The sequence below is a fragment of the Natronolimnohabitans sp. A-GB9 genome, from assembly GCF_030848565.1.
Lineage (GTDB): Archaea > Halobacteriota > Halobacteria > Halobacteriales > Natrialbaceae > Natronolimnohabitans.
Genome location: NZ_JAVDDV010000003.1, coordinates 185,647 through 208,866, shown reverse-complemented (window position 1 = coordinate 208,866; position 23,220 = coordinate 185,647). Strand labels below are relative to the sequence as shown.

Below are 23,220 nucleotides of genomic sequence, written 5' to 3'. Positions count from 1 at the left end.
CTCGCTTCACTCTCGTAGAAACGACTCGAGCGGTGGGCCTCGAGCGACCGGAAGAACGGGCTGGCGACGTTACGCGCCGTTTTCGGCGGCTTCGAAGCCGCGAAGGACGCCCTGTCCGTCGGTGGGCCCGACGTCGGGCAGCGTCACGCGCTCGGGGTGGGGCATCAACACGGCGACGGTCTCGCGGTCGCCGAGGACGCCCGCGATGTTGTGCTTCGAACCGTTCGGGTTCACGTCTGGACCGGTGTCGCCGTTCTCGTCGCAGTACCGGAAGAGGACGCGATCCTCGTCCTCGAGTTCGGCGAGTCGCTCGTCGTCGATCTCGTAGCGGCCCTCGCCGTGTGCGATCGGGATCTCGATGACGTCGCCCTCGTCGTAGGCTGCGGTCCAGGGCGTATCGTCGCGCTCGACGCGCAGATACACGTGTTCACACTGGAAGCGGGCGCTCTCGTTGGTCGTGAACGCCCCCTCGGTGAGACCGGACTCACAGCCGATCTGGGCGCCGTTGCAGACTCCGAGGACGGGCGTTCCCGCCGCTGCAGCCTCGCGGACGTCGGCCATGATCGGCGAGCGGGCGGCCATCGCGCCCGCACGGAGGTAGTCTCCGTAGGAGAATCCACCAGGGAGGACGATCCCCGACGTCTCCTCGGGGAGGCCGTCCTCGTGCCAGACGATCTCGGCGTCGATGCCGAGGTGCTCGAGCGCGCGCTCGGCGTCTCGGTCGCAGTTCGAGCCGCCAAAGCGGATGATAGAGACAGTCATCTACCGTTCGTCGACCTCCACGTCGTAGTCGTGAATCGTCGGATTCGCGAGCAGCCGTTCTGCCATCTCGCTGGCGCGCTCGTGGGCGCTCTCGGCCGATTCGGCCTCGATATCGATTTCGAAGCGGTCGGCCGACCGCAGGTCCTCGAGTTCGAATCCGAGTCGTTCGAGGGCCTGTTGGGTCGTCTCGGCCTCCGGATCGAGCACGCCGTGTTTGAGTCGGACGGTCACCGTCGCGGTATAGGCGGTCATTACCTGATACCCCGTAACCGTGCTCAAAAACGCTTTCGGCTTGCGTTCGTAATACACGTTCGTGGATACACGCGACGTAGACGCGAGCGACCGCGTCTCGAGGGCCGTTATGGAAGGAGCCGGCGGACGAACGACATCACCCGATAGCCGATCGAACCGTTCTGATAGCCGTTCCAGCCCCGCATCCCACCGGCGAGGGTGACAGCATCGTACCCCTCCGTCTCGAGTAGTTCGGTCGCCTTCTTGGCGACGACACCCGCCTTACAGACCGTGACGACCGTCTTTCCGTCCGGGACCTTCGAAAGGGACTGTCGAAACTCGTCCTCGTTGCCCCGTCGAAGATCGTCGTACACCGGGATGTTCTGACTCCCTTCGATACGATCGCGCTGGTAGGTCTTTCGCGGTCGGATATCGAGGACGTACAGCGACTCGCCGTTCTCGAGTCGCTCCTCGAGTTCCGGCGGTGTGATCTTGCTCATACTGCCCAATATTGCACACGAGAACAAAACGGTACGGATCTCGCTCGAGTCGGTATCGGTTCGCTCGAGTCGTATTGGCCACTGGCCGAGAGTATCCTACGATTCTGTTGAACGCTTACCGATTGACACAAACGGGCTATCGAATACTGGGGAGTGGTATACTACCGGACACAGTAAACACCCGATCGCACGACGGCTGTGCGATCGGTGTGTACATCGTTTCATACGGACTACTGTAAGTCGTTACCGGCGCAACCGCGACCCAGGCTGCGGTTGCGCCGGTAAATCGTTACAGCAATCCGTATCAGTTGTTACTATATTCGAAGTCATCATACGAGGAAATGGAGCAGTGCCCCGAAAGAACAAAGTATCGCACTAATCGCGGCAATCTCGACGCTTTCACCAGCTTTGAGTTCTGTGGATCTTTCTACAAAGAGGCCGTATCCAGTTTGTGCAAGAAAGGCAAAAGCACCAACAATCATCAGTGTGCCACCGAGGCTAACGCCTGTTGAGAGCATCTCGTTGAAACCAACGAGCCCAACACTCAGACCAGTGACTCCCATCAAGAGATGGTACCAGCTTCTTTTGTTCATACGATATATTTTTTGAGATGTGATGTAAATCTTGTTCAAAACTGAGACAGTTAATCGATACTGCATAGAGAGCATGAGTGCAGTACGACACCAATGCTTTGTGATACTGCCGGACAGCAGTCAGTAAACCGTCGGTCGCGAACTCGCGGCCGTCACCCATTGGGACGGCCGCAGTAGCGCGACCGATCGGTGAATAGTTCTGTCCGGCAGTATGAGTCGAAGAACCGGCAGCAATAGGATATCGACCCTCCAGAAATGTGTTATATGTGAACTATACAAAATACCGAACAAGAGAGTATAAGCGAGTTAGCTACTGAAGTCGGTACAGACTGGGATACCGACGGTGTTGAACTCGGTCATCGCTGCGAGTTCATCCGGCACCTGATGAATGTCGATCGTCTCTTCGACCAGGGCGGTTGGATCGAGTTTACCGGTTTCGATCATATCGAGCATCTCCGAGTATCGAGACGGCTGTAGACCGAGCGAACCGACGAACTCTATTTCCTTTGCGACAAACTCGTCAGTCGGGAGTGGAATCTCACCTTGTTCATCGCTGGTGGTGAGTCCAATCTGGACGTGGCGGCCCCCTTTCCCGAGCGAGTCAACGGCGTTTCGGCAGGTCGTCTCGATCCCCAGCGCGTCGACGGAGACATCTGCACCTCCGTCAGTCATATCCCTGACTTCTTTTGCGGGATCGTCGACCTCGCTTGCGTTGACTGTCGCCACAGCGCCGAGTTCTTCTGCTCGCTCGAGTTTTTCGTCCATCAGATCGACGCCGATGACGTTTGCTCCCAACGCGTTTGCAATATGCACTGCTGAAAGGCCGATGCCACCACAGCCGTGAACGACCACGTCCTCACCGTTTCCGACGTTACCCTGGTGGGCCATACCGTGATAGGAAGTCATAAACCGACAGCCACAGCCAGCGGCAGTCTCGGCGTCGATTCCATCCGGGAGTGGGACGGCGTTGATGTCACCGTTGGGAATGTGAACTTCCTCGGCAAACGCACCGGGTGCGTCGTTCATAAAGCCGAGCCCAATGTGATTCTCACAGATGTTCTCCCGGCCGTTGCGGCAGAGCGAACACTTCCCACAGGCAAAGTTAAACGGGATGGCGATCTCTTGGCCTTCCTCGACGGTCTCGATATCGTCTCCGACTTCGATGACTGTTCCCGTGGGCTCGTGACCCAGAATGTGCGGCGGGTCGGGCCGGTAGCCAAACCAGTCCCAGTCGCCCTGCCAGCAGTGCCAGTCGCTTCGACAGACACCACACCCTTCGACCCTCGCAATTACGCCGTGGGGTTCCAGTTCCGGCCGGTCAACCTCCTGTACTTCGAGCGGTTCTTGGAATTCTTCGAGCACGACAGCTTGCATTGACATGCTATGATAATACACGCCAAGATAGAGCATAAATGTAGAGGGATACAGTAATTGCTGAATATCAAAATTACTGTATTCAACCCAGAGATTCCGTAGTAACTGTTTCTCCTGCCTGGGCGATCACTTGCTTCGCAAATCGAACCGGCAGTCGTACCACATTCGCGTTATCTATCTAACTACAACTGATACTGCCGGACAGAACTATTCACCGATCGGTCGTGCGACTGCGGCCGTCCCAACGGGTGACGGCCGCGAGTTCGTGACCGACGGTTCACTGACTGCTGTCCGGCAGTATGAACAACCCACCCAGTCATTGTCAGAAGATGCGTGCTGAATCGAGAGCGTGAGTGCAGCAAGCGGACGTCGTTCGTTTCAGAAAGTTTGCGCTGAATCTGTCGATCAGTAGAGTTACGTACTAGATAGCGATATCCGTTGAATCTCGACGAGATGGTTGTCGCCCCACTCGTCGCGATGGGCGTCGTCAACGGAGAGGGCTGTAGTGAGGTCGCCCACTTCCGCTTCGAACGTGCAGATCGTACAGGAAAGCTGAAATTTCACTATCGACCTCTGGCACCGGAATCGCGACCTGTAGCGAGGGCGAGGTACGGGGCCAATTCAGTGGGATCAGCGACCAATTCAATAGTTTTGTGATCCGGATCGTATGCGATGATATCGGTTTCTTCGAGCTTGGGAAGGTGATTATGGACGAGGCTGATCCCGATCTGCTGCTCCTCAGCGGGGCTCTCCTCGCGGCTTGCGACGCGCGTCGTGAGTTCATCCAGCGTGGCGATGCCGTAGTCGGATAGATACTCGAGTACGTGCTGGCGGCGCTCGTCGCTGAACGCTTCGAAGAAGTCTGTCGGCGAGCGGTCGTCCGTAGCTTCGATCTCGGTTGTGGCTGTCTGCAGGTCGGTCATGAACATCTCCACGTATAGGGTATAGGAAGAAGCAAAGCCGTGCTAGGGATCTAGGATCAGCAAATTGGCGTGTCCAGGGCCGGCCTAGTCATCTAGCCGGTGGCTGACGATCCATCCGCAGCGAGTTCGTCGAGCAACTTCCGCGATCCCTTTCGGACGTGCTGGTAGAATGTCGCTGACGAGATTCCGAGCGTTTCGGCGATTTCTTCACCAGAAGCACGCCGCGGCGAGTCGAAGTACCCCGCATGATAGGCCACTTCGAGTACCTCTTGCTGGCGGTCGGTCAACGATTCGAATACGGTCTCTGAGTCGGCGTTTTCCGCTGCGGTGCTCTGCGTGACCGTCCGTTTCGAGACGAACTCCGTCTCGGGGAACGTCGCTTGCAGCCGCTCGATGATGGGCCGGATATTCGTCTCGGGGGCGGTTTCCCCGATGATCCGGCCAATGCCGTCTTCGACAACGACCGAGTTAGGGGTGACTCCTTCTTTGATGAGTGTTAGTACTGGTGACGACGAAGTTGCACGACACTCGATTCGTCCTGTGTCTCCTGTCGCTTGCAACGGACGAGCCAAGTCAACCCCCGAAAACGTCTCGAGCCGGTCACAGACGTGCTCTGGCGGAGCGCCCTCCACGTCGATATAGTAGACAAATGCCCCCTCCGAAGCGGGCGTCGTTTTCTTCAGAGAGAGCCGACAATCGAGGTGTTCGGTGACATCGATGACGGGAACGTCCGAGTCCGTACAGCGGAACTCGAGTTCGACGCGCGTCTCGGCGTGAAGCAGTTGGCGGTTCTTCGTCGCGTAGATGGCGTGTCCGATGCGTTCGCCGAGTTCGCCGAGGAGATGGCGTTCGTTCTCGTCGAACGCGAACGCCCGGTCAGAGTGGAGGCGGAGCACGCCATACACGGTGCCCCTGTACGTGAGCGGGACTGCAGCCGCCGCATTGTAGCCGCGTCGGTGTGCATACCCGCTGGCCATCGTCGCCATCGAATTATTTGACAGGTTCTGGACGGCCTGTACATCCCCACTCTGCAGTGCTTTCTTGGTAATTCCGTCGCGAGAGTCGGCTTCGTTCACCGCCGCCACTTCGTCTGAGAGAGTCTCCTCCGTCAGTCCCGCCCATGCACTTGGTCTAACCGTCTCGTCTGCCACGACGTATTCGCCGATCCACGCCTCCGCGTACGCTTCTGAACTCCCAAGGCTGTCACATACCTGCTGTTCGAGTTCGTCACGAGTCGATGCCCGCACGATTGCATGATGGATCGAGTTGAGGCTGGTAATGATCTTGTGGAGTCGCTCGAGTGTATTTCGTTGATGTTCGAGGGTATCCCGCTGTTGTGCGAGCGTCCGTTTGCTCTCTTCGAGGGCGGTGATGTCCTCGGCGGTTGTGATGACGCGGTCGAGCGTCCCGTCCTCGTCGAACACGGGTGCGGCACTGACCGAAAGCCACCGGGACTCTCCATCGGGTCGCTCGACCTTGAGGATTCGATCCTCCACCACCGTACCCGTCTCGAGGGCCACCGCAAATGGGTGTTCGTCGGCCGGAACTGGCTGTCCCTCTTCGTCGTAGGTCGGTCTATCCTCGGGTGTGTACTCGTCGATTCTTTCTTCGTGAATGTCGAGAATCTCCCTTCCTCTCCCGTTTATTCGGGTGATTTCGCCGTCAGCGTCGACAACCATAATGCCGCTTGGGCTTGTCTCGAGCAACTGCTGGAGGGTATTTCGTTGGCGCGTGATTGTCCGCTCGCGTTCTTTCTGCTCGGTCACGTCGACGTTGACTGCGATGAACCGCTCGATGTCACCGTCCGCAGTCGTAATAGGAGCAACCGTCTGATTGACGGTGTACGTTTCGCCGGACTTGCGCTGGTTGATCACTTCGCCCGTCCACGTCTCGCCCGAGAGAATCGTCTCCCACAGGTCGGCATAGAACGGGTTGTCGTGCTCGCCGGAGTTGAGTATCTGCGGTGTTTCGCCGAGCGCTTCCTCGACCGCGTAGCCGGTTTGCTCCTCGAACGCTGCATTGACGTATTCGATTGTGCCGTCCGTATCAGTCAGATAGATCGAGTGGCCCGCATGATCGAGCGCTTCGCGGAACGCGCGGAGGCGTTGTTCCCGTTGTTTGCGCTCAGTGACGTCCTCGAGTGCCGTAATGACGCGGTCGATCGAGCCGTCGGGACCGCGAATCGGCGCGGCACTGACTGACAACCATGTCCGCTTTCCAGCAGTTGGTTTGATGCCAATGACAGTGTCGTAGACTGGTTCGCCAGTCACGAAGACGCGCGTGATCGGGTGATCCTCGGGGGAAAGCGGTTCTTCGGCGACACTGACCACTTTTTGGTCGATTGACTCGTAGCTCTCTCCCCGGAGTTCGTCGGGGGAGCGGTCATAGAGAACTCCGGCGTAGGTATTTGCGCGGACGATCTCGCCCTTGGAGTCGATGACCGTGATTCCAATAGGGCTGGTTTCGAGAAGCTGCTGAACGGTGTCGCGTTCGTACTGAAGTTTCTCTTCGTACGCTTTCTGGTCAGTGATATCGCGGATGATGCCGGTAAAGAGCCGCTGGCCATCGTACTCGTGCTCGCGCAGGCTGATCGAAATCGGCACTTCGTGGCCGTCTTTGTGGAGGGCGGGCAGTTCGACGCCGTCCCAGTCGAAGTGTTTCTCGCCGGTTTCGAGATACCGCCGAAGTCCTTCGGCGTGAGCGGATCGTAGTCGTTCTGGAATCAGGTCCATCTTCGACGTGCCGACGAGTTCTTCTGGTGAGTAGCCTAAGATCCGTTCGACTGCAGGATTCGCATAGACGATCGTACTCTCTGTATCGAGTGTGAGCAAGCCTTCCGATGTATTCGCCGCAAGTGTCTGGAAGAAGGTAGCATCGTCGAGATCGAGGGGAGAACGAGAAACCACGTCCTCATTACCGTGGGCGCTGGATGAAGTACCTCCATCGTTATCCCCGGTCATTACCGCCCAAACTCGTCGGGGAGTCAAAAGACTTTATTCAGGTTTAATAATTAACACAGCCCGGTTTTCTAGAGAGCCAGGGACGCACGCCCCCCGTTCCAACAGGCTGTATCAGTCGGCAGTCACGGGTCGGCGCTCGTCGACGGTGATCCCCGTCGTCAGTCGATCGGCCGCCCGCCGCGCGCCGGCGACGTTACCCGCAAGCGGCCCGACGGTACCCGCCGCGAGCGCTCCTGTGACAAACACCGACGTCGCGTGACCGCTCGAGTCCTGCCAGGCGAGCGTCTCGTCGTCTAACACTGGCATACCTCGGTAGCCCCGCTCGAGGTCGAGTTCGTCGGCGACGCGGTCGACGAACGGATGCTCGAAGACCGGCGCGAAGCCGGTCGCCAGCACGGCGCGGTCGGCCGACAGACAGCCCCCGTCCTCGAGTAAGAGACGAACCCGACCGTCGACGTCGCGGGCCGAGCGAACGTCACCGTGGCGAATCGACAGCGCTCCGTCGTCGACGGCTGTCTCGAGGCGCTCGAGTAGCGTCGGCGGGATCGTCCCGTCGTTGCGCGCCTCCCCGACGGTCTCGAGGCGTGCCTTCGAGCCGGGTGGATGGCGATGGAGGTGGCGCTCGATGTGGTTCCAGTTGATCCAGCGCGGATCGGCCTCGGAGTTCGCCGTCTCGAGTTCGTGTCGTGTACACAGCGTCACCGGTTCCCGGCCGGCGAGACAGGTCGCGAGCTGTGCGGCGGTGACGCCGCCGCCGACGACGACCGTCCCATCGGCCCGGGTCCCTGGATCGAACCCGTCCCAGACGTGGTCGATCGCATCGACGCCGTCGGCCCACGACGGCTGTCGGTAGCGACCGCCGTGACCGATCGCCAGGACGCAGTTTCGGGTTCGGATCTCGGCTGTCTCACTCGACTCGTCTCGACTGTCGGCCGTCTCGAGGACGAGCGCCCCATCGTCGGTGTTCGGCTCTCGGATCGCCTCGACGGTCGCCCGACGATGGAGCGTATCGAGATCGTTCCCATCGATGACGTAGTCGGCGTAGTCGAGAAACAGCGACAGCGTCGGGCGCGGCGGATAGTCCGGCGTCGGTCGGAGCTCGTCCTCTCGATCTCGGCTCTCGGCGAAGGTTTCGAGGCCAAACGGTTCGGTTCCGACGTGGTGGACGAACGTCGAGCGCAGCTCCTCCATCTCGCAGGCGGCAGCTTTCCGGCGAAACGACTCGAGCAGGCGTTCGTGTGGATCGACGACCAGGAGGTCCTCGCGCTCGAGGTCGGTGTCCTCGAGGAGCCGCTGGCTGAGATAGGTGCCGTGGATGCCACCGCCGACGATAACGCACTCGTACATCGGACCACGCTACGGTAGGTTATTACTTTAGTCTACTGTATTATTAACTACTGCTATGCTATAGCTGCGTATTCATATAACGTTGGTAGAGCTCCCACTTCGGGGTTGCGTAACTGTCCCGTGGCACCGAAGCAGCGAGGTGCCCCCGTGAGCAGGAGTTTTTATGTTGGGCATCTAATAGTATGCTATGGCCGAAAACGCCTCACTCGGCGCGGGAATTACGCCCGCGGTGGCCACCGTTATCGTCGCGTTGCTCGTGGCGTTCGTCGCGCTTGCGGCCATCGACTCGACAGTCGCGATCATCCTCGCGATCTTCGGGTTCGTCTTCGGTGGCGACCTCCTGAGACAGCTCTCGACGGTTCTCCAGACCGAAGACGACGACGCGACGGCCGAAGACGAGTCGGAGATAGTCGACAGCAACCGCGAAGACGCCCTCGAGCGACTACGGACGCGGTACGCCGACGGCGAACTCACCGACTCGGAGTTCGAACGCCGACTCGAGGTGTTACTCGAGACGGAAACGGTCGCCGACGTCGAACGCTATCTCGAAGATCGCGGAGACCCGACCGGTCGCGACGCCGACGGAGACGGCCGCAGTAGTGCGATCGACGTCGAATAGTTCTGTCCGACAGTATCAGTGTCGACAGGAGAGTCGCTGTTCGTCTCAGAACAGCACTCGTCCGCCCCACGCGATGACGAGCGCGAATCCGATCGCCGCGGCGATCTGGCGTGCAAGCATCGCGGCGACGAACCGACTCGAGACTTCCCGTGCGACCGTGATCGCCGTGACGAGACAGGGCAACAGGACGCCGGCCAGGTAGACAGCGACCAGTACCTCGACAGCCGAGAGTGACGCGACGCCAGCCGAATCCGCCGTCAGCAGTGCGATCCCGTCCTTTCGGATCGCCGCAAGGACGACGGGCAGTGCCGCCTCCGCGGGCAGGGCAAACGCCGCCATCGCCGGCTCGAGCACCGTTCCCAATCGCTCGAGCGCGCCGAGATACTCGAGCAGTGCGGCGACGACACAGATCCCGGCGAAGACGGGGAGCGCGGTCGTGACGAAACTGGCGAGTGAACTGCGGGCCTCGCGCCAGATCGCACGCGGGCGTGGCCACTCGAGGAAGGTGCGCCGATCGACGGCGAGGTCCGTCCTGCGCGCTTCCGGCGGCGCGATCAGGCGGACGTAGAGCAGGGTGGACGCGACGAGGACGGCGAGGTAGGGACCGACGAGCCAGGGCATCCCGACGGCCGCGAAGACCGCCAGCGTGGCGGGGAACTGGTAGGAACACGCCGACCCGAACGAGATCGCAGAGATGGTGGTACAGCGCGTACAGTCCGAACAGCCGCGAGTGCTCGTGACCGCGGGGACGTTACAGCCAAATCCCATCACGACCCGGACGAGGTCCCGGCCGGTGAGTCCGACGCGACGCATAAACGGGTGAAGCGCAGCCGTCACACGCATCGTGAGCCCACTGGCCGAGTACGCGCCCATGAACAACGCAAAGATCAGCAGCGTCGGCAGCGCCCAGACGAACAGGAACGGTCCCATCGCGAGCAGGCCGTAGTCACCGCCCAGTACAGCCGCCAGCGGTCCCGGTAGCGTCTCGGCCCACACGATCGCCGGTTCGAGCGCGTTGCCGACGAGCGGGTCGAGTTCGCCCGCGACGGTGTTTGCGAACCAGACGGCGACGATCGCCGGTAACAGGAGGACGAGCGCGCTCGCGATGGGGCCGAGATACGGTCGCTCGAAGACGTGCCTCGAGGGTTCGATCTCCCACCCCGACTGCACCCCGGTTTCGCCGGGGAGTTCGTCCGCGTAGCGAAGTGCCGCGCGGACGTCGCGACCGTCGGCCGCCCTCGGCGCGGTTTGGGTACTGCCGGACCTATCGATCGGATTTCGAGCGCCGCCGTCGGCCGCGACACGGCCCAGATGCCGTGCGTCGACGGGGACGACGGGAACGCCGAGATCCGCCTCGAGATCGGCGATCACACCCCGTGCCTCGTCGGTTGCCTCGATTCGATCCCAGTGAGTGACGACCACCGCGCCCGTGCGACCCTGCACGAGCGAGAGGAGGTCCGTGAGATCCCGATCGATGTCCGTCGCCGGCACGACGAGGATCACCGTCTCCGCCCGATCGAGGGCCGACAGCGCCTCACGGGTCGTCTCGGTGTCGGCCTCGAGGGTGATTCCAGGCGTATCGATCACCTCGAGATCACCACTCCGATAGATTTCACTCGAAACCGTCGACCCGCCGACGTTCTCGACGGCCGGCGTCGTGCCAGTGAGCCCGGCCGCAAGCGCCGACTTGCCGACGCTTTCCTTTCCGATCAGGACGACTCGGTTCCGACTCGAGTCGGTCATTCGGTCTCGGTCACCTCCTGCTTTGCCTCCGGTTCGAACGATCGCTCCGTTCCCAACCGATGATCGGCTGCTGTCTGGCTCATTCTCGGGTCGCCCCTCGCGCCGCCGCGTTAATAATACTCTCGAATAAGATAATAACTACTATTATTCTGCAGACGGTATTGGCAACTGAATGTCCGACAACTCGATTCCCGTCACGGTGCTATCCGGTATCCTCGGTGCCGGCAAGACGACCACGCTCAACCACGTGCTGCGCGAGAGCGGCGACCGGGATCTCGCCGTCCTCGTCAACGACATGGGCGAGGTCAACGTCGACGCCGAACTCGTCGCCGAATCCTCGGATATCGCCGACGAGGACGAGGAGCTGGTCGAACTCTCGAACGGTTGTATCTGCTGTGAGCTACGTGGCGATCTGCTCGACGCCATCGGCGAACTGACCCAAAAGCGGGAGTTCGACGCGATCGTCGTCGAATCGACCGGCGTCGCCGAGCCACTCCCCGTCGCACAGACGCTGACGCTTGGCTTCGATCAGGCCGACCTCGATCCCACGGAGTTCTACGAAGAGACCGGGATCGAGCCGCTTGAGGGCTGTCACCTCGATACGACCGTTACGGTCGTCGACGCCCACCAGTTCGACGAGGCGATGGAGTCAGACGAGATCTTAGACGACGACGGGACGAAAAAACATCTCGGCGACCTGCTCGTCGAACAGGTCGAGTTCTGTGACGTCCTCGCCCTGAACAAGTGTGATCTGGTCGACGAGACGACCCTCGAGGAGATCGAATCGACGCTCGAGGTCCTCCAGCCCCGCGCCGATATCATCCGTACCGAACACGGACGGATCGATCCCGATCGAATCATCGATACGGAACGGTTCGACTTCGAGGAAGCCAGCCAGTCGGCCGGATGGATCCAGGAACTCCAGGAGCCCCACGAGTCTGCCGAGGAGGAACACGGCGTCACCTCCTTCGTCTTCGAGGCGCGCCGGCCGTTCCACCCCGAACGCTTCGCGGACCTGCTCGACGAGTTCCCGGACAACGTCGTCCGATCGAAAGGACACTTCTGGATCGCGAGCCGTGAAGACGAAGCGATCACGCTCAACGTCGCGGGCCAGTCGGTCCGGGTCGCACCGGCTGGGACGTGGATCGACGCGCTCCCACCCGAAGAGCGCGAGGCGCAACTCGAGGAGAACCCACAGCTCGAAGAAACGTGGCACGACCGCTGGGGCGACCGAAACGTCCGCATGGTCGTGATCGGCACCGAGATGGATCACGAATCGCTCCGAAACGATCTCGCCGACTGCCTGCTCACCGACGAGGAACTCGAGGAAGACTGGTCGACCTACGAGGATCGGTTCCCGACGTTCGAGCCGCCGGAAGCTGACGTCGACGCGGACGCCGAGGAGTCGGCCGACGGAGCGAGCGCGGAGTCAGGTGACGAACAAGAAGAGATCGGACTTGCGGACTAAGAAGACGGGACGTGAGCGAACACGACACCGACACCGAGACCGAACCGCCGACGTCCGACGCCGACGGCGATCCGCCTGAGCCCGACGTCTCGCCGTGTTACCAGGCCTATCTCGAGCGCAACGACTACCGGCCGGACACCTGCACCATCTACGCGTCGGTTACCGCCGGCTCGGAGCGCGACCAGTGGATCAAGGCGTGGGGCGACGCGTTCGTCTCACGGGACGACGCTCGTTGATCGCCCCGAGGGGAACAGCACAGCGACCACCGACAGACGACTCCGAAAACCCATGTCAACACAGTTCCAGACTGCAGTCAAAGCAACAGTTTCCGACACGCACCGATACGACGCGATCGACCGAATGGTCGAACGCGGCGAACGAACGAACCTCGGTATCCTCGTCCGCATGAGCGGACTCGACGGCGAGTTCCGTCGGCGGGCGCTGAACGGACTCGCCGAGTGTAACGGGGCCGACGAACTCGAGGATCTCGCCGAGGATACGACGATCGATCCGTCCTTGCGGCGACGAGCCGACGAACTGTGCTGATACCGGCGGCTGTGAGTGGCCGCTAAACGGTACACACACGTTCTACGGCTCACCTGACTCGCGGTCGGTTTTGTACCCGCGGATCGTCGTGCAGTTGTATCGTGACACGGTCACGACCAGCAGTCCGAACCCACGACGCTCGAGCACGGGATATGACCGTCCGCCGCAGAGTTGTTAAAATATAGTCGCAGTAGATGGCTCTTTCCTAGCAACTCTTTTTATGTGTGGCGTTCTGTGTTACTAACACATGGGATACAACTGTTCCACCTGTGACGAGAGTTTCGAGTCCGCAGCCGGTGTCACCCAGCACGTCGCGCTTCATCACAACACCTGTGCAGTCTGTGACGAGGCGTTCGACGACGTCGGATCGCTCCAGAACCACGTCCACGAGAGCCACTGACACGGACCTTTCTACCGATGTGCCGGCGTACCTACGACTCATCTGCGGACGTGCCGGCACATCGGTAGAAGGCAGCGACGGCCTCGAGATAGTCGGCGTACTGGTCGCCGGTCGGATGCTCACAGTCGAGTGCAAGCGCCGGCGAGGTGTCGGTCGTGACTGCGTTTAGATCGCGGACGCCGAAGGCATTGGCCGGAAACGATGGCGTCAACAGACGCATCTCGTCGGGCCACTGTCGGAACGACGCACCGATACAGTCGCGCTCGAGGATGGCGAAGTCGATCTCGAGCGAGTCGAGTGCGACTGCTGTCCCGATCCCCGCAGGACCGGCACCGACGACCGCGACGTCGAGCGTTCGTGGTAGCGTCATGTAGGGGTAACAGTAGCCCCACCATCGTTAATAATACTACTGCGTTTCTTAGCAAACACTCATACCGGAATTCGTATCGTTGCTACGTTCACTCACACCGAACCATCGGCGGAAAGCAGGACTTTTGATCACAGGTAGACTGAACTCCGGGTAATGCATCGATATTCGCTCGAGCGGAGGTGGCTGTGATGACGACCGAAATCACCGAAATTACCGTAATCGGAGACGACGACACTGGACTGGTTGCCCGCGTGACAAGCCTCCTGTTCGAGCGCGGAGTCAATATCGAGGACGTAGATCAGGCCGTTCGTGACGGCGTCTTCCGGATGTATCTCGCCGTCGATACCTCGGAGATGGTCTGTACGGAGGAAACCCTCCGGGACGACCTCCACGAACTCGGCGACGATCTCGATCTCGACGTACAGGTCCGATTCCCCGCCGACCGCAAGACCCAGCAGATCGCCGTCCTCGTCACGAAAGAGAGCCACTGCCTCGAGGCGATGTTCGAGGCGTGGGCCAACGACGAACTCGGCGCCGACATCGGCGTCGTCATCGGAAACCACGACGATCTCCAGCCACTGGCCGAACACTACGACGTTCCGTTCCACGACATCGGCGACGAGAGCGGCCAGCAAAACGAGGACGAACTACTCGAGTTGCTCGCGGAGTACGACGTCGACCTGATCGTTCTCGCACGATACATGCGCATTCTCAGCCCGAACGTCGTCTTCCGCTACGAGGACCGGATCATCAACGTCCACCCCTCCCTGCTGCCGGCGTTCCCCGGCGCGGAAGCGTACCGACAGGCCATCGAGGAAGGCGTTCGCGTGGCCGGCGTCACCGCCCACTACGTGACGACCGATCTGGACCAGGGACCGATCATCACCCAGCGGGCGTTCGACGTCCCCGACGACGCCGACCTCGAGGCAATGAAACGCCGCGGCCAGCCCCTGGAAGCCGACGCCTTACTCGAGGCGGTCAAACTGCATCTGAACGGCGACGTTTCGGTCCACCGCGGACGGACGTCGGTCCGGGAAAACGGCGACGAGTACCAGCTCGGATTACCCGAGGAAGTCGACGAGTACACGCCGGACCGGCCGGTCGACGGAATCGGCGACGTCGTCGCGAAGGAACCGTAGCGACGTCACTGGGTCTTCCCCCTCGAGGATCCGCGCCAGTTCGCCGGGTAACTGCGCCGCGACGTCCTCGGCCTCACCGCCGGTCAGCGTCTCGCCGAGCGTCGCGAGGACGGCTTCGCTTGCTGTCTGTGTGCGGTCCATCGACTCGAGGTGGCCGGCCTCCTGGACGAGCGAGTAGAACTCGTTTTCCTGTATACTCGCGTCTTCGGCTGGAGCCGATTTCGGAATAGGGCCCTCAGATGCAAGTCGTCGGCCCGCTCGGCGGCGGACTTGTGAGAACCTATAGCACTCCTGACCAGCAATCTTATCGTGGACACCGACGTAGTTTGGCATGTTATGTCACAACAAGAAATCCAGCAGGAGCTGTACGTCGACCAGTACACGCTCGGTCTCGTCGGTCCCGATCAAGAGTGGGCAGGGACCGTCGCGGACGGTGGAACGATCGAAACGTACACGCCACCGGCCTGTTGGGGTCCCATGATCACACCCGAGTTCCGTGGCGGCCACGAGGTCACCCGACCGATTCGTGTCGAAGGTGCGGAGGTCGGCGACGCCGTTGCTCTCCACATCCGGGACGTCGAGGTAACGAGCATGGCGACGAGTACAGGCTCGATGACCGAGCGCGAGGACGCCTTCGGCGACGACCCGTTCGTCGACCGTCGCTGTCCCGAGTGTGGTACCGACTGGCCCGAGACGACCCTCGAGGGAACCGGCGAGGACGCCGTCCGGTGTGACGAGTGCGGGGCGGACGCCTCGCCGTTCGGATTCGAGTACGGCTACACCGTCGCGTTCGACGACGACCACGCCGTCGGCGTCACCCTCGACGAGGACGCCGCCCACGAGGTCGCCGAGGACGCCCACGAGGTGATGGATATCCCCGAGAACTCGCGACAACACCCGATCGTGGCCTTCGAACCCGACGAAATGCCTGGGACGCTTGGCCGCCTGCGCCCGTTCATCGGCAACGTCGGCACGACGCCGCCGATTACGATGCCCGACTCGCACAACGCCGGCGACTTCGGCCAGTATCTCATCGGCGCCGAACACGACTACGGCCTCGAGAGCGAAGCCGACCTCGAGGACCGAACCGACGGCCACATGGACATCCCGCAGGTCCGGGCGGGCGCGACGCTGATCTGTCCCGTCGCGGTCGACGGCGCGGGGGTGTACGTCGGCGACCTCCACGCGAACCAGGGCGACGGCGAACTCTCACTGCACACGACGGACGTCACTGGCACCGTCCGGATGGACGTCGAGGTCATCGAGGGTCTCGAACTCGACGGGCCGATTCTCCTGCCCAACGAGGAGGATCTCCCCTTCATCAGCAAACCCTACAGCGACGAGGAACGCGAGGCGGGCCGTGAACTCGCCGACGAACACGGCGTCGACCTCGCGGACGATATGGGACCGATCCAGGTGATCGGCTCCGGCGCGACGGTCAACGACGCTACCCAGAACGCCTTCGATCGCGCGGGCGAACTGCTCGACATGAGCGAGGGAGAGGTCCGTTCGCGGTGTACGTTCACCGGCGGCGTCCAGATCGGTCGGTTGCCCGGCGTCGTCCAACTCGACATGCTCGCGCCGCTTTCCGTCCTCGAGGACCGCGGCATCGCCCACCTGGTGTGCGAGCAGTACGGCCTATAATCGGGAGCCGCCAGGATGGAACCGCCGGCTCTCGCCGTTCCGTTCTCGCGGTCAATTCGTCTACCGCTTCAGTCGACGTATCAGACGATCTACTGGAGTCACGTCCCGCCGACCCCAATCTGGCGATCGGCAGCACATAAGTACAGCAGTCCGTATCAGCAGATCCGCTCCTCGAGTGTCTGCATCGCGTCGGCTCTGACTTCGGCAAAGACGGGACAGGTGTCTCGCTCCTTCGCTAACGTCTGGACGATACTCTGGCGAAACGGATGGGAGCACGTACTGTGGAACTCGTCGACGTGTGGACACTGCGTGCACGATTCTGGGACTGGAAGGGATTCCATGGTTATTGGTGCCAAAGGCCATTCCAGCGGCGAAAAAGCTTCCCGCTCGAGTCCGCGCTCCAGACAGTCAACCAGCGAGTCAAACGCCGATGTCGTACAGGTTCCGGCTCGCTCGACGAGAGTTCGATCCCGTCACGGCATCGACCTCGAGCCGCCCTGCACCGCCGGCACCAGCGACAGGGACGCGGTCTCGGAAATCGGATCCTCGAGTGTCACACGGTCTCCGTCGACCAGTACCCGAACGCTCGGGCGCAACTCGTCGCCGTCGTAGAGGTGGTTCGTCGCCCGCGGATACGCGTCGGTGAACGCGTCGATCGCGTCCGCGACGGTCGTCCCGGTGACGTCGAGCGTCACCGTCTTCGCACCGGTCGCAGCCCGCAGGGGGCCGTAGACTGTGATTTCCATCGATGTTACGTCTGCTGTACCGATGTCTCGGTGCAACCGCGACCGTCTGCGGTTGCACGGAACTGACGTACAACAGTCGGTAGTGTCCGACACTGGGAGCGCCACAGAGAAGAGTCTTGCAGGGGTCGAAGGTCGATCGTCGGTTCGGGGGAGAACCGACCGGCCGTTTTCGAACGAAAGAAAAGAACCGACGATTCGGACGGATTACTACCGTCGGTTCTGGCACACCCGCGACCCGGACTGGGGTTGCGCCGGTAAATCGTTCCAAGGATCCGTCTCAGTCGTCGCTTGGCTCGGCACTGCGGGCGTTAGCGGGCGTCGACGGCGCACTCAGCTGTTCGTCCCACGTCGAGGAGACCACTGGAGCGAGCGCAAAAAACAGCATCGCGAGCATGAAGGCAGCTAACATGGCGGTCGCGGCGACCGTGATTCCGACAGTTGGGTCAAACGGCACGATGCTTGCGACGATGCCACCGGTAGCGAGGGTCATTGTCGGTCACCACGTCGATTTTTCGGCCCGACATATGAGGGTTACTTTGTTACGTCGAGTGTGCCATTCGCTGTCGATGTTCATAAAACAGTGAGAATGCCTACTGTTCCCGAACGAACCGAGTGAATCTCGCGTATCACGCTGACGGATCGAAACCCCCTCGAGTCGGTGCTCGAGCCGCTTAGAGTCGCTGAACGGCGCCGATCGCACTCGAGAGCGGCGGCGCATCGAACAGCTCTCGACCGGTGTAGGCGTTGGCACCGGCACAGTAGAGGTCCCGGGCAGTCTCGATGACGTGGTCTTCGAGTGGCTCCGGCTCTACGTCACAGAGCGATTTCCAGTCGGCAACGTCCTGTCGTTTCGCTTCGGCTTTCGCCTCCTCGACGGCCTCGACCCAGTCGGGCTGGGTCCGCTTGTGATACTGACGGAGGACCTCCTTCGAGAGCTGCGTTCCTTCGTAGCTAAAGCGGTTCTCGTCGAACGTACCGACGACGTCCGCGACGCGGATCTCCCCCTGGTAGTAAAGACACTCGATCTTGCCGTCTTCGTGGGTTAGGTCGGCAGATTCGGCCTGTTCGGTGACGATCCGGTTGACCTCGCGGGCGGTCTCCTCGAGGTCGTCGATCGATGCCACGCCGGCGATGGCGTCGGCCTCCTCGCGGTCGAGATAGCGGTCGCCCTCTTCGTACTTCGTCGAGAACTCGACGATCGGCTCCGCGAGATCGACGGCTTCCTCGGGCCACTCGTCGAACTCGAGGCCGTGATCTGCGGGCTCGGTTCGCCGTCGGAGACTCGAGCCGACGGGGACGCGATTGCGGAAGACGATCTCGAGGGGCACGAGATAGTTCTCACCGGCCGCCTCGTGGTAGTGGTCGTAGTCGTAGCTCCGACCCTCGTGTGGGAGGTCGGGAACCTGCGTGAGGTCGATCGCCATCTCCCAGGGCGGACTCGAGGTCTCCGCGAGCGAAACGACGTCGCCGTCGTCGACGACGCCCCGATAGTGGGTCGGGACGCCTTCGGACTCGAGCAGTTCGAAGTTGAAGGCACCCATCGCACAGAGACTCGCCCCCTTATCGGGGATGCGATCGGGCATCTGGCCCCAGTCGAAGACCGAGTAGGCGTCGGTGAAGACGAACGCGCCCTCCCCGAGTTCCTCGTCGGTCGCTTCCTCGTCGATACGGAACTCTTTGACACTCGTCATACGAGACACCCCAGGACGTGTCCACGGCCGCCGTTCATACCTCAGTTGCCGTGGTCGGCCCGTAAGAAGGTTTCAGTATCGGCCCGGCCGGTCCATCTCGAGTTCGCCGGCCGATACCGGATCCACCATGCTTTTCTCGCTGTATCGGCATTGATACGTCGATGGAGCGACCGGTGACCGAGGCGGACCTCGCGTTCGACCACACTCCCGAGACCGAGCAGTCGTTCGAGAACGCACTCGAGAAGGCACGCGCAGGCGATCGACTCACGGTCGCCGACGCGATCGAGTTGCTCACGACCGGGACCGAGACCGATGGTATCGACCGTCGGCGCAAGGAACGAGTCCTCGAGGCCGCCGACCGCCGTCGCGCCGACGTCGTCGGCGAGGAGGTCACCTTCGTCGCGAACCTGAACAACAACGTCACGACCGCGTGTAACGTCGGCTGTCTGTTCTGTAACTTCAAAGACGCCGCACACACCTTCGAGCGCGACGCCGAGGTCGAGACTGCGGGCTTTACGAAGACACCCGAACAGTCACGCGAAACCGTCGCCGACGCCGTTTCCCGCGGAATCTACGAGGTCACCTCGGTTTCGGGACTTCACCCCGCGTTCGCACTCGATGCGGAACACCGCGAGATCCTCGCGTCCCACCCGGATCCGAAGGCGGTCAACTACAAGCCGCCCGAACGGTACGCGACCGATCCCGGCACCTACGTCGAGCAGATGAACGCGATGAGCGTCGACGGCGTCCACGTCCACTCGATGACCCCCGAAGAGGCCTACCACGCCCGCCGGGGCACCGACTGGTCCTACCGGGAGATCTACAGCCGTCTACAGGACGCGGGACTGGACACGGTACCCGGGACGGCCGCCGAGATCCTCGTCGACGAAGTCCGAGAGGTCATCTGTCCCGGCAAGATCGGCACCGACGAGTGGCTCGAGGCGATGGAGGCCGCTGCCGACGTCGGGCTCGGTCTGACGGCGACGATCATGTACGGCCACGTCGAGAACGAGGCCCACCGTGCGCTCCACCTCAAGCGAGTCCGAGAGCTCCAAGAGCGCGTCGACGGCGCGATCACGGAGTTCGTCCCCCTCTCGTTCGTCCACCAGAACACGCCGTTGTACGAACACGACGTGGTGTCTGGTGGCGCGAGTACCGACGAGGACGAACTGATGATCGCCGTCTCTCGACTCTTCCTCGACAACATCGATCACATTCAGTCGTCGTGGGTCAAATACGGCGACGAGCAGGGACTGAAGATGTTGAACTGCGGCGCCGACGACTTCATGGGGACCATCCTCTCGGAGGAGATCACCAAACGTGCCGGCGGCGACTACGGCGAGTTCCGTTCGTTCGCCGACTACGTGGAGCTGATCTCCTCGATCGGTCGCGTCCCCGTCGAGCGCTCGACGGACTACGAGACCCGCCGTGTCGTCGACCCTGACGATCCACCGATCGGGCCACGGCTCGGACCGAACGCAGATGGGACGCCGCTGCTCACCGACGAGGAACGCCTCGAGCGGGTATCCCTGGCTGACGACTGATACGGACTACTGTCCCGAGTTGCCGCCGATCGCCAGAACCGACCATCCCTTCTTTATTCTTGATCGACAGAGTTAGTAAAATCCAAATTACATATATTTATTATTATCTGACCCATAGTTTATTGCCCCAATAATATGTATTATTTATGTCTCTATAGTACCTAAATACGCATGTCAGACGAAGAACGATCTATCAGTCGACGGAGCGCCCTGAAAGCGACCGCTAGCGCCGCTGCTGCAACCATCACCATGGCAGGGACCGCTGCAGCACAGTCATCGACCACTGACGTTTCCGTGGGCGATCGCCTCCGCGTCCCGAGGTACGTCATCGTGTACGAAAGTTGTACTTCCGATCAGGGGTATCTGATCCGAACGGAGGCGATCGCGACGATCGAAAGTATCTGTCGTAACGGACGCATCGGTGTCAGCTTCGAGGACGCGAGTCTCGACGACGGGTACGTCGAGTCCACGTACCTCTGATACTGGCGGGCAGTATCGCGTAGTGAGTTCAACGGTCGATCACGCGACTACGGCCGTCCCCGTGGGCGATGGCCGCGAATTCGCGACCGGCGGTTTACTGACTCGGTCCGACAGTATCAGCGCCCGGCTGATTCGAGGACCGACCGGTACCGTCGCCCGGCCGTGTCGTCGCCCTCGAGTGCCTCGCGAATCGTCGCCGAGAGCCACTTCCGATCGGCGTCGGGGTTCCGTGTGTCCGCGGCGCCGGCCGTGCCATCGGCTGCCACGCCGTCGAAGCCGTCGGTTCGCAGGTCAGCGGGGAGGAACCGCTCGTAGACCGGCAGTCGCTCGTAAAGCGGCAGGTCGGCGGCGTCGGCGATCCCCTCGAGTTCGCGCAGTGCGGGCCACGTGTAGTCGGGGTTGATGTGGTCGTCGGTCACCGGCGAGACCCCACCCAGATCGTCGACGCCACAGTCGATCAGGTCGCGGGCAGGAGCGAGGTTCGGTGGGACCTGTACCGATACCTCCTCGGGCAACGCAGCGCGGGCCATCGCCGTCACCCGGCGCATCGTCTCGAGGTCGGGCGATCCCTCGTCCCAGCGTTCGTTGTTGACGACCGGCTGGACGATCACCTCCTGGATGTGGTCGTACCGGTCGTGTAGCTCACGGATCGCCAGCAGGCTCTCGGCCCGATCGCGCCAGGATTCGCCGATGCCGACGAGGATGCCGGTCGTGAACGCAACGTCGAGTTTCCCGGCGTTCTCGATCGTTTGCAGCCGCTGGCCCGGCTCCTTCCGCCGTGGGCCGGCGTGGGCGTCCACGTCGGCAGTCGTCTCGAGCATCACGCCCATACTGGCGTTGACGTCCGCGACTTCGGCCATCTGCTCTACGGTCTGGTCGCCCGGATTCGCGTGGGGGAGCAGCCCCTCCTCGAGAGCGACGTCACAGGCCTCACGCAGATAGGTATGAATCGAATCGTGACCCCACTCGGCGAGCTGGTCGTGGATCTCGGTGTAGCGGTCGTCGGGGTCGTCACCGAACGTAAACAACGCCTCCGTACAGCCTGCGTCGGCACCGCGCCGACAGATGTCACGGACCTCCTCGAGGCTGAGCAGCGAGGCCTGGCCCGGCGGGTCGAAGTAGGTACAGTACGTACAGGTGTACCGACACGCGGTCGTCAACGGTACGAAGACGTTTCGTGCGAAGGTCAACGCCTCGGGCGCGTCGACGTCGGATGGTGCTACCGAAAGCAGTTCCTCGACCGCCGCGTCGTCGACTGCGAGATCGACGCCGTACTCGCTCGCCCCGGGAACCATTACCTCGGAGTCCCGTCGCTCGCCACATAAGGGCTTCACTTCGGCGAAGCGTCGTCTCGTCAGGGGCTACCTCGTCCGGACCGAATCACCGAGGCGGACGATATCGACCCGCCCGTCGTCACGGTCGAGTTCGAATCCCAGCTCCCGGAGGCAGGCTGGCGTCCGCGCGGGCTCCGTGCCGTGGATCAACACTTCCACCAGGTCCGCTGGCTCGTCGACGTCGGTCCCCAGCCGGAAGGAGTCGATCGTCTCGAGGGATGCGCCGACGTCGCGGGCAATCTCGCAGTGGTCCAGATAGGACGCACCGTGGTAGTCGACCCGGAAGTCGGGATGGGAGACGACCAGCGCGTTCGTACCACCGCCCCGGCCCGGCGCGACGGCGACGTCGGCGTCGCTCGAGAGCAGCGACTCGAGTGCGTCCGGTGTCGCCAACGCGAGATCGGCCATAACGACGGCCACGGAGTCGTCGGTTCGGGCGGCCGGCAAGCGCGCGTTGACCGCCTCGGTGAGCGGTCGGTCGTCGACCGTCACTGCCGTCGACCCACGGACGCCGTCGGGGAGTTCGACTTCAGTAAGATCCAGCGGTGCCGTCGCGACGACCGTCGGCTCGTGGCCCGTCTCGACGATCGCGGTCAACACGTCCCCGAGCATCGCTCGAGCGACCGTCGATCGCTCCGCGGGCGTCAGGACGTCCGCGAGACGGGTCTTTGGCTCCGTCGCGGCAAACGGGACGACGACCTCCATCGGGCGAGCGTACTCTCGACGGCCCCAAAAACACGTCGACTGTCCCGTCGTGCCCCCCGACACGAGCGCGGTCGCTGGCGCTTCGAGTCGCGAACGAAGCC

25 protein-coding genes and 1 pseudogene are annotated in these 23,220 nt (G+C 61.9%); 9 read left to right on the top strand and 17 right to left on the bottom strand.

All coding sequences use genetic code 11. The features are described from left to right. Nucleotides 1–69 precede the first annotated feature (69 nt). The 8 genes from purQ to RBH26_RS05985 form a co-directional block, all read right to left on the bottom strand. Complete coding sequence (gene purQ, locus RBH26_RS06020; protein ID WP_306757231.1) at nucleotides 70–762, bottom strand: phosphoribosylformylglycinamidine synthase I; 693 nt, start codon at nucleotides 760–762, stop codon at nucleotides 70–72. After that, entirely contained in the window at nucleotides 763–1,014 is a 252-nt protein-coding gene (gene purS / locus RBH26_RS06015) for a phosphoribosylformylglycinamidine synthase subunit PurS (protein WP_306757230.1), read from the bottom strand. A 107-nt stretch (nucleotides 1,015–1,121) separates the two neighbouring features. Beyond that, complete coding sequence (locus tag RBH26_RS06010) at nucleotides 1,122–1,493, bottom strand: rhodanese-like domain-containing protein (protein WP_306757228.1); 372 nt, start codon at nucleotides 1,491–1,493, stop codon at nucleotides 1,122–1,124. A gap of 329 nt (nucleotides 1,494–1,822) precedes the next feature. After that, the gene (locus RBH26_RS06005) at nucleotides 1,823–2,086 is read right to left on the bottom strand and encodes a hypothetical protein (RefSeq protein WP_306757227.1); all 264 of its coding nucleotides are present in this window, start codon (nucleotides 2,084–2,086) and stop codon (nucleotides 1,823–1,825) included. A gap of 306 nt (nucleotides 2,087–2,392) precedes the next feature. Next, a complete protein-coding gene (locus RBH26_RS06000) occupies nucleotides 2,393–3,460 on the bottom strand; it encodes a zinc-dependent alcohol dehydrogenase family protein (protein WP_306757379.1) in 1,068 nt (355 codons plus the stop codon). Nucleotides 3,461–4,023: 563 nt separating this feature from the next. Continuing rightward, complete coding sequence (locus RBH26_RS05995; RefSeq protein ID WP_306757226.1) at nucleotides 4,024–4,383, bottom strand: hypothetical protein; 360 nt, start codon at nucleotides 4,381–4,383, stop codon at nucleotides 4,024–4,026. A gap of 92 nt (nucleotides 4,384–4,475) precedes the next feature. Beyond that, nucleotides 4,476–7,343 carry a PAS domain S-box protein gene (locus tag RBH26_RS05990; protein ID WP_306757225.1) on the bottom strand — a complete coding sequence of 956 codons (2,868 nt, stop codon included), beginning with the start codon at nucleotides 7,341–7,343 and terminating at the stop codon, nucleotides 4,476–4,478. Between the two features lie 111 nt (nucleotides 7,344–7,454). Further along, nucleotides 7,455–8,690 carry an FAD/NAD(P)-binding protein gene (locus RBH26_RS05985; RefSeq protein ID WP_306757224.1) on the bottom strand — a complete coding sequence of 412 codons (1,236 nt, stop codon included), beginning with the start codon at nucleotides 8,688–8,690 and terminating at the stop codon, nucleotides 7,455–7,457. Nucleotides 8,691–8,877: 187 nt separating this feature from the next. Between RBH26_RS05985 and RBH26_RS05980 the strand changes: the two genes are divergently transcribed. Beyond that, nucleotides 8,878–9,309 (top strand): SHOCT domain-containing protein, encoded by a 432-nt coding sequence (locus tag RBH26_RS05980; protein WP_306757223.1) that lies wholly within the window; start codon nucleotides 8,878–8,880, stop codon nucleotides 9,307–9,309. A gap of 45 nt (nucleotides 9,310–9,354) precedes the next feature. Here RBH26_RS05980 and RBH26_RS05975 read toward each other — a convergent pair whose 3' ends face one another. After that, nucleotides 9,355–11,052, bottom strand: coding sequence for a nucleoside recognition domain-containing protein (locus RBH26_RS05975; RefSeq protein ID WP_306757222.1), 1,698 nt, complete (start codon nucleotides 11,050–11,052; stop codon nucleotides 9,355–9,357). Nucleotides 11,053–11,224: 172 nt separating this feature from the next. Here RBH26_RS05975 and RBH26_RS05970 point away from each other — a divergent pair, with 172 nt between their 5' ends. The 4 genes from RBH26_RS05970 (at nucleotide 11,225) to RBH26_RS05955 (ending at nucleotide 13,466) form a co-directional block, all read left to right on the top strand. After that, nucleotides 11,225–12,520, top strand: a complete 1,296-nt coding sequence (locus RBH26_RS05970; protein WP_306757221.1) for a GTP-binding protein — start codon at nucleotides 11,225–11,227, stop codon at nucleotides 12,518–12,520. An 11-nt stretch (nucleotides 12,521–12,531) separates the two neighbouring features. After that, nucleotides 12,532–12,756, top strand: coding sequence for a hypothetical protein (locus tag RBH26_RS05965; RefSeq protein ID WP_306757220.1), 225 nt, complete (start codon nucleotides 12,532–12,534; stop codon nucleotides 12,754–12,756). 52 nt (nucleotides 12,757–12,808) lie between these two features. After that, nucleotides 12,809–13,066: a hypothetical protein gene (locus tag RBH26_RS05960; RefSeq protein ID WP_306757219.1), complete on the top strand. Its 258-nt coding sequence runs from the start codon at nucleotides 12,809–12,811 to the stop codon at nucleotides 13,064–13,066. Between the two features lie 247 nt (nucleotides 13,067–13,313). After that, nucleotides 13,314–13,466 (top strand): C2H2-type zinc finger protein, encoded by a 153-nt coding sequence (locus RBH26_RS05955; RefSeq protein ID WP_306757218.1) that lies wholly within the window; start codon nucleotides 13,314–13,316, stop codon nucleotides 13,464–13,466. 64 nt (nucleotides 13,467–13,530) lie between these two features. Here RBH26_RS05955 and RBH26_RS05950 read toward each other — a convergent pair. Further along, nucleotides 13,531–13,836 (bottom strand): annotated as a pseudogene (locus RBH26_RS05950) (NAD(P)-binding domain-containing protein); the annotation flags it as partial. A 188-nt stretch (nucleotides 13,837–14,024) separates the two neighbouring features. Between RBH26_RS05950 and RBH26_RS05945 the strand changes: the two are divergent. After that, nucleotides 14,025–14,975, top strand: coding sequence for a formyltetrahydrofolate deformylase (locus RBH26_RS05945; RefSeq protein ID WP_306757214.1), 951 nt, complete (start codon nucleotides 14,025–14,027; stop codon nucleotides 14,973–14,975). Here RBH26_RS05945 and RBH26_RS05940 read toward each other — a convergent pair. Further along, the gene (locus RBH26_RS05940; RefSeq protein ID WP_306757212.1) at nucleotides 14,898–15,308 is read right to left on the bottom strand and encodes a DUF2267 domain-containing protein; all 411 of its coding nucleotides are present in this window, start codon (nucleotides 15,306–15,308) and stop codon (nucleotides 14,898–14,900) included. The genes RBH26_RS05945 and RBH26_RS05940 overlap by 78 nt on opposite strands. Nucleotides 15,309–15,311: 3 nt before the next feature. On the opposite strand from RBH26_RS05940, the gene RBH26_RS05935 reads away from it, so the two are divergent. Beyond that, a complete protein-coding gene (locus tag RBH26_RS05935; protein ID WP_306757211.1) occupies nucleotides 15,312–16,619 on the top strand; it encodes an acetamidase/formamidase family protein in 1,308 nt (435 codons plus the stop codon). Nucleotides 16,620–16,774: 155 nt separating this feature from the next. On the opposite strand, the gene RBH26_RS05930 is transcribed toward RBH26_RS05935, so the two are convergent. The 4 genes from RBH26_RS05930 to RBH26_RS05915 all read right to left on the bottom strand — a co-directional run bounded on the left by RBH26_RS05930 (nucleotide 16,775) and on the right by RBH26_RS05915 (nucleotide 19,056). Next, a complete protein-coding gene (locus RBH26_RS05930; RefSeq protein ID WP_306757210.1) occupies nucleotides 16,775–16,960 on the bottom strand; it encodes a hypothetical protein in 186 nt (61 codons plus the stop codon). Between the two features lie 132 nt (nucleotides 16,961–17,092). After that, nucleotides 17,093–17,365, bottom strand: coding sequence for a ubiquitin-like small modifier protein 1 (locus RBH26_RS05925; protein ID WP_306757209.1), 273 nt, complete (start codon nucleotides 17,363–17,365; stop codon nucleotides 17,093–17,095). A gap of 277 nt (nucleotides 17,366–17,642) precedes the next feature. Continuing rightward, entirely contained in the window at nucleotides 17,643–17,855 is a 213-nt protein-coding gene (locus RBH26_RS05920) for a hypothetical protein (protein ID WP_306757208.1), read from the bottom strand. A 181-nt stretch (nucleotides 17,856–18,036) separates the two neighbouring features. Beyond that, nucleotides 18,037–19,056: a phosphoribosylaminoimidazolesuccinocarboxamide synthase gene (locus RBH26_RS05915; protein ID WP_306757207.1), complete on the bottom strand. Its 1,020-nt coding sequence runs from the start codon at nucleotides 19,054–19,056 to the stop codon at nucleotides 18,037–18,039. Between the two features lie 161 nt (nucleotides 19,057–19,217). Between RBH26_RS05915 and cofH the strand changes: the two genes are divergently transcribed. Both cofH and RBH26_RS05905 read left to right on the top strand, forming a co-directional pair. Beyond that, the gene (gene cofH / locus RBH26_RS05910) at nucleotides 19,218–20,600 is read left to right on the top strand and encodes a 7,8-didemethyl-8-hydroxy-5-deazariboflavin synthase subunit CofH (RefSeq protein WP_306757206.1); all 1,383 of its coding nucleotides are present in this window, start codon (nucleotides 19,218–19,220) and stop codon (nucleotides 20,598–20,600) included. 330 nt (nucleotides 20,601–20,930) lie between these two features. After that, nucleotides 20,931–21,080, top strand: a complete 150-nt coding sequence (locus RBH26_RS05905; RefSeq protein WP_306757205.1) for a hypothetical protein — start codon at nucleotides 20,931–20,933, stop codon at nucleotides 21,078–21,080. 116 nt (nucleotides 21,081–21,196) lie between these two features. Here the strand turns inward: RBH26_RS05905 and cofG are convergent, their stop codons facing one another. Both cofG and cofC read right to left on the bottom strand, forming a co-directional pair. After that, nucleotides 21,197–22,375, bottom strand: coding sequence for a 7,8-didemethyl-8-hydroxy-5-deazariboflavin synthase subunit CofG (cofG, locus tag RBH26_RS05900; protein WP_306757204.1), 1,179 nt, complete (start codon nucleotides 22,373–22,375; stop codon nucleotides 21,197–21,199). 66 nt (nucleotides 22,376–22,441) lie between these two features. Continuing rightward, entirely contained in the window at nucleotides 22,442–23,119 is a 678-nt protein-coding gene (gene cofC, locus RBH26_RS05895; RefSeq protein WP_306757203.1) for a 2-phospho-L-lactate guanylyltransferase, read from the bottom strand. Between the last annotated feature and the right edge of the window lie 101 nt (nucleotides 23,120–23,220).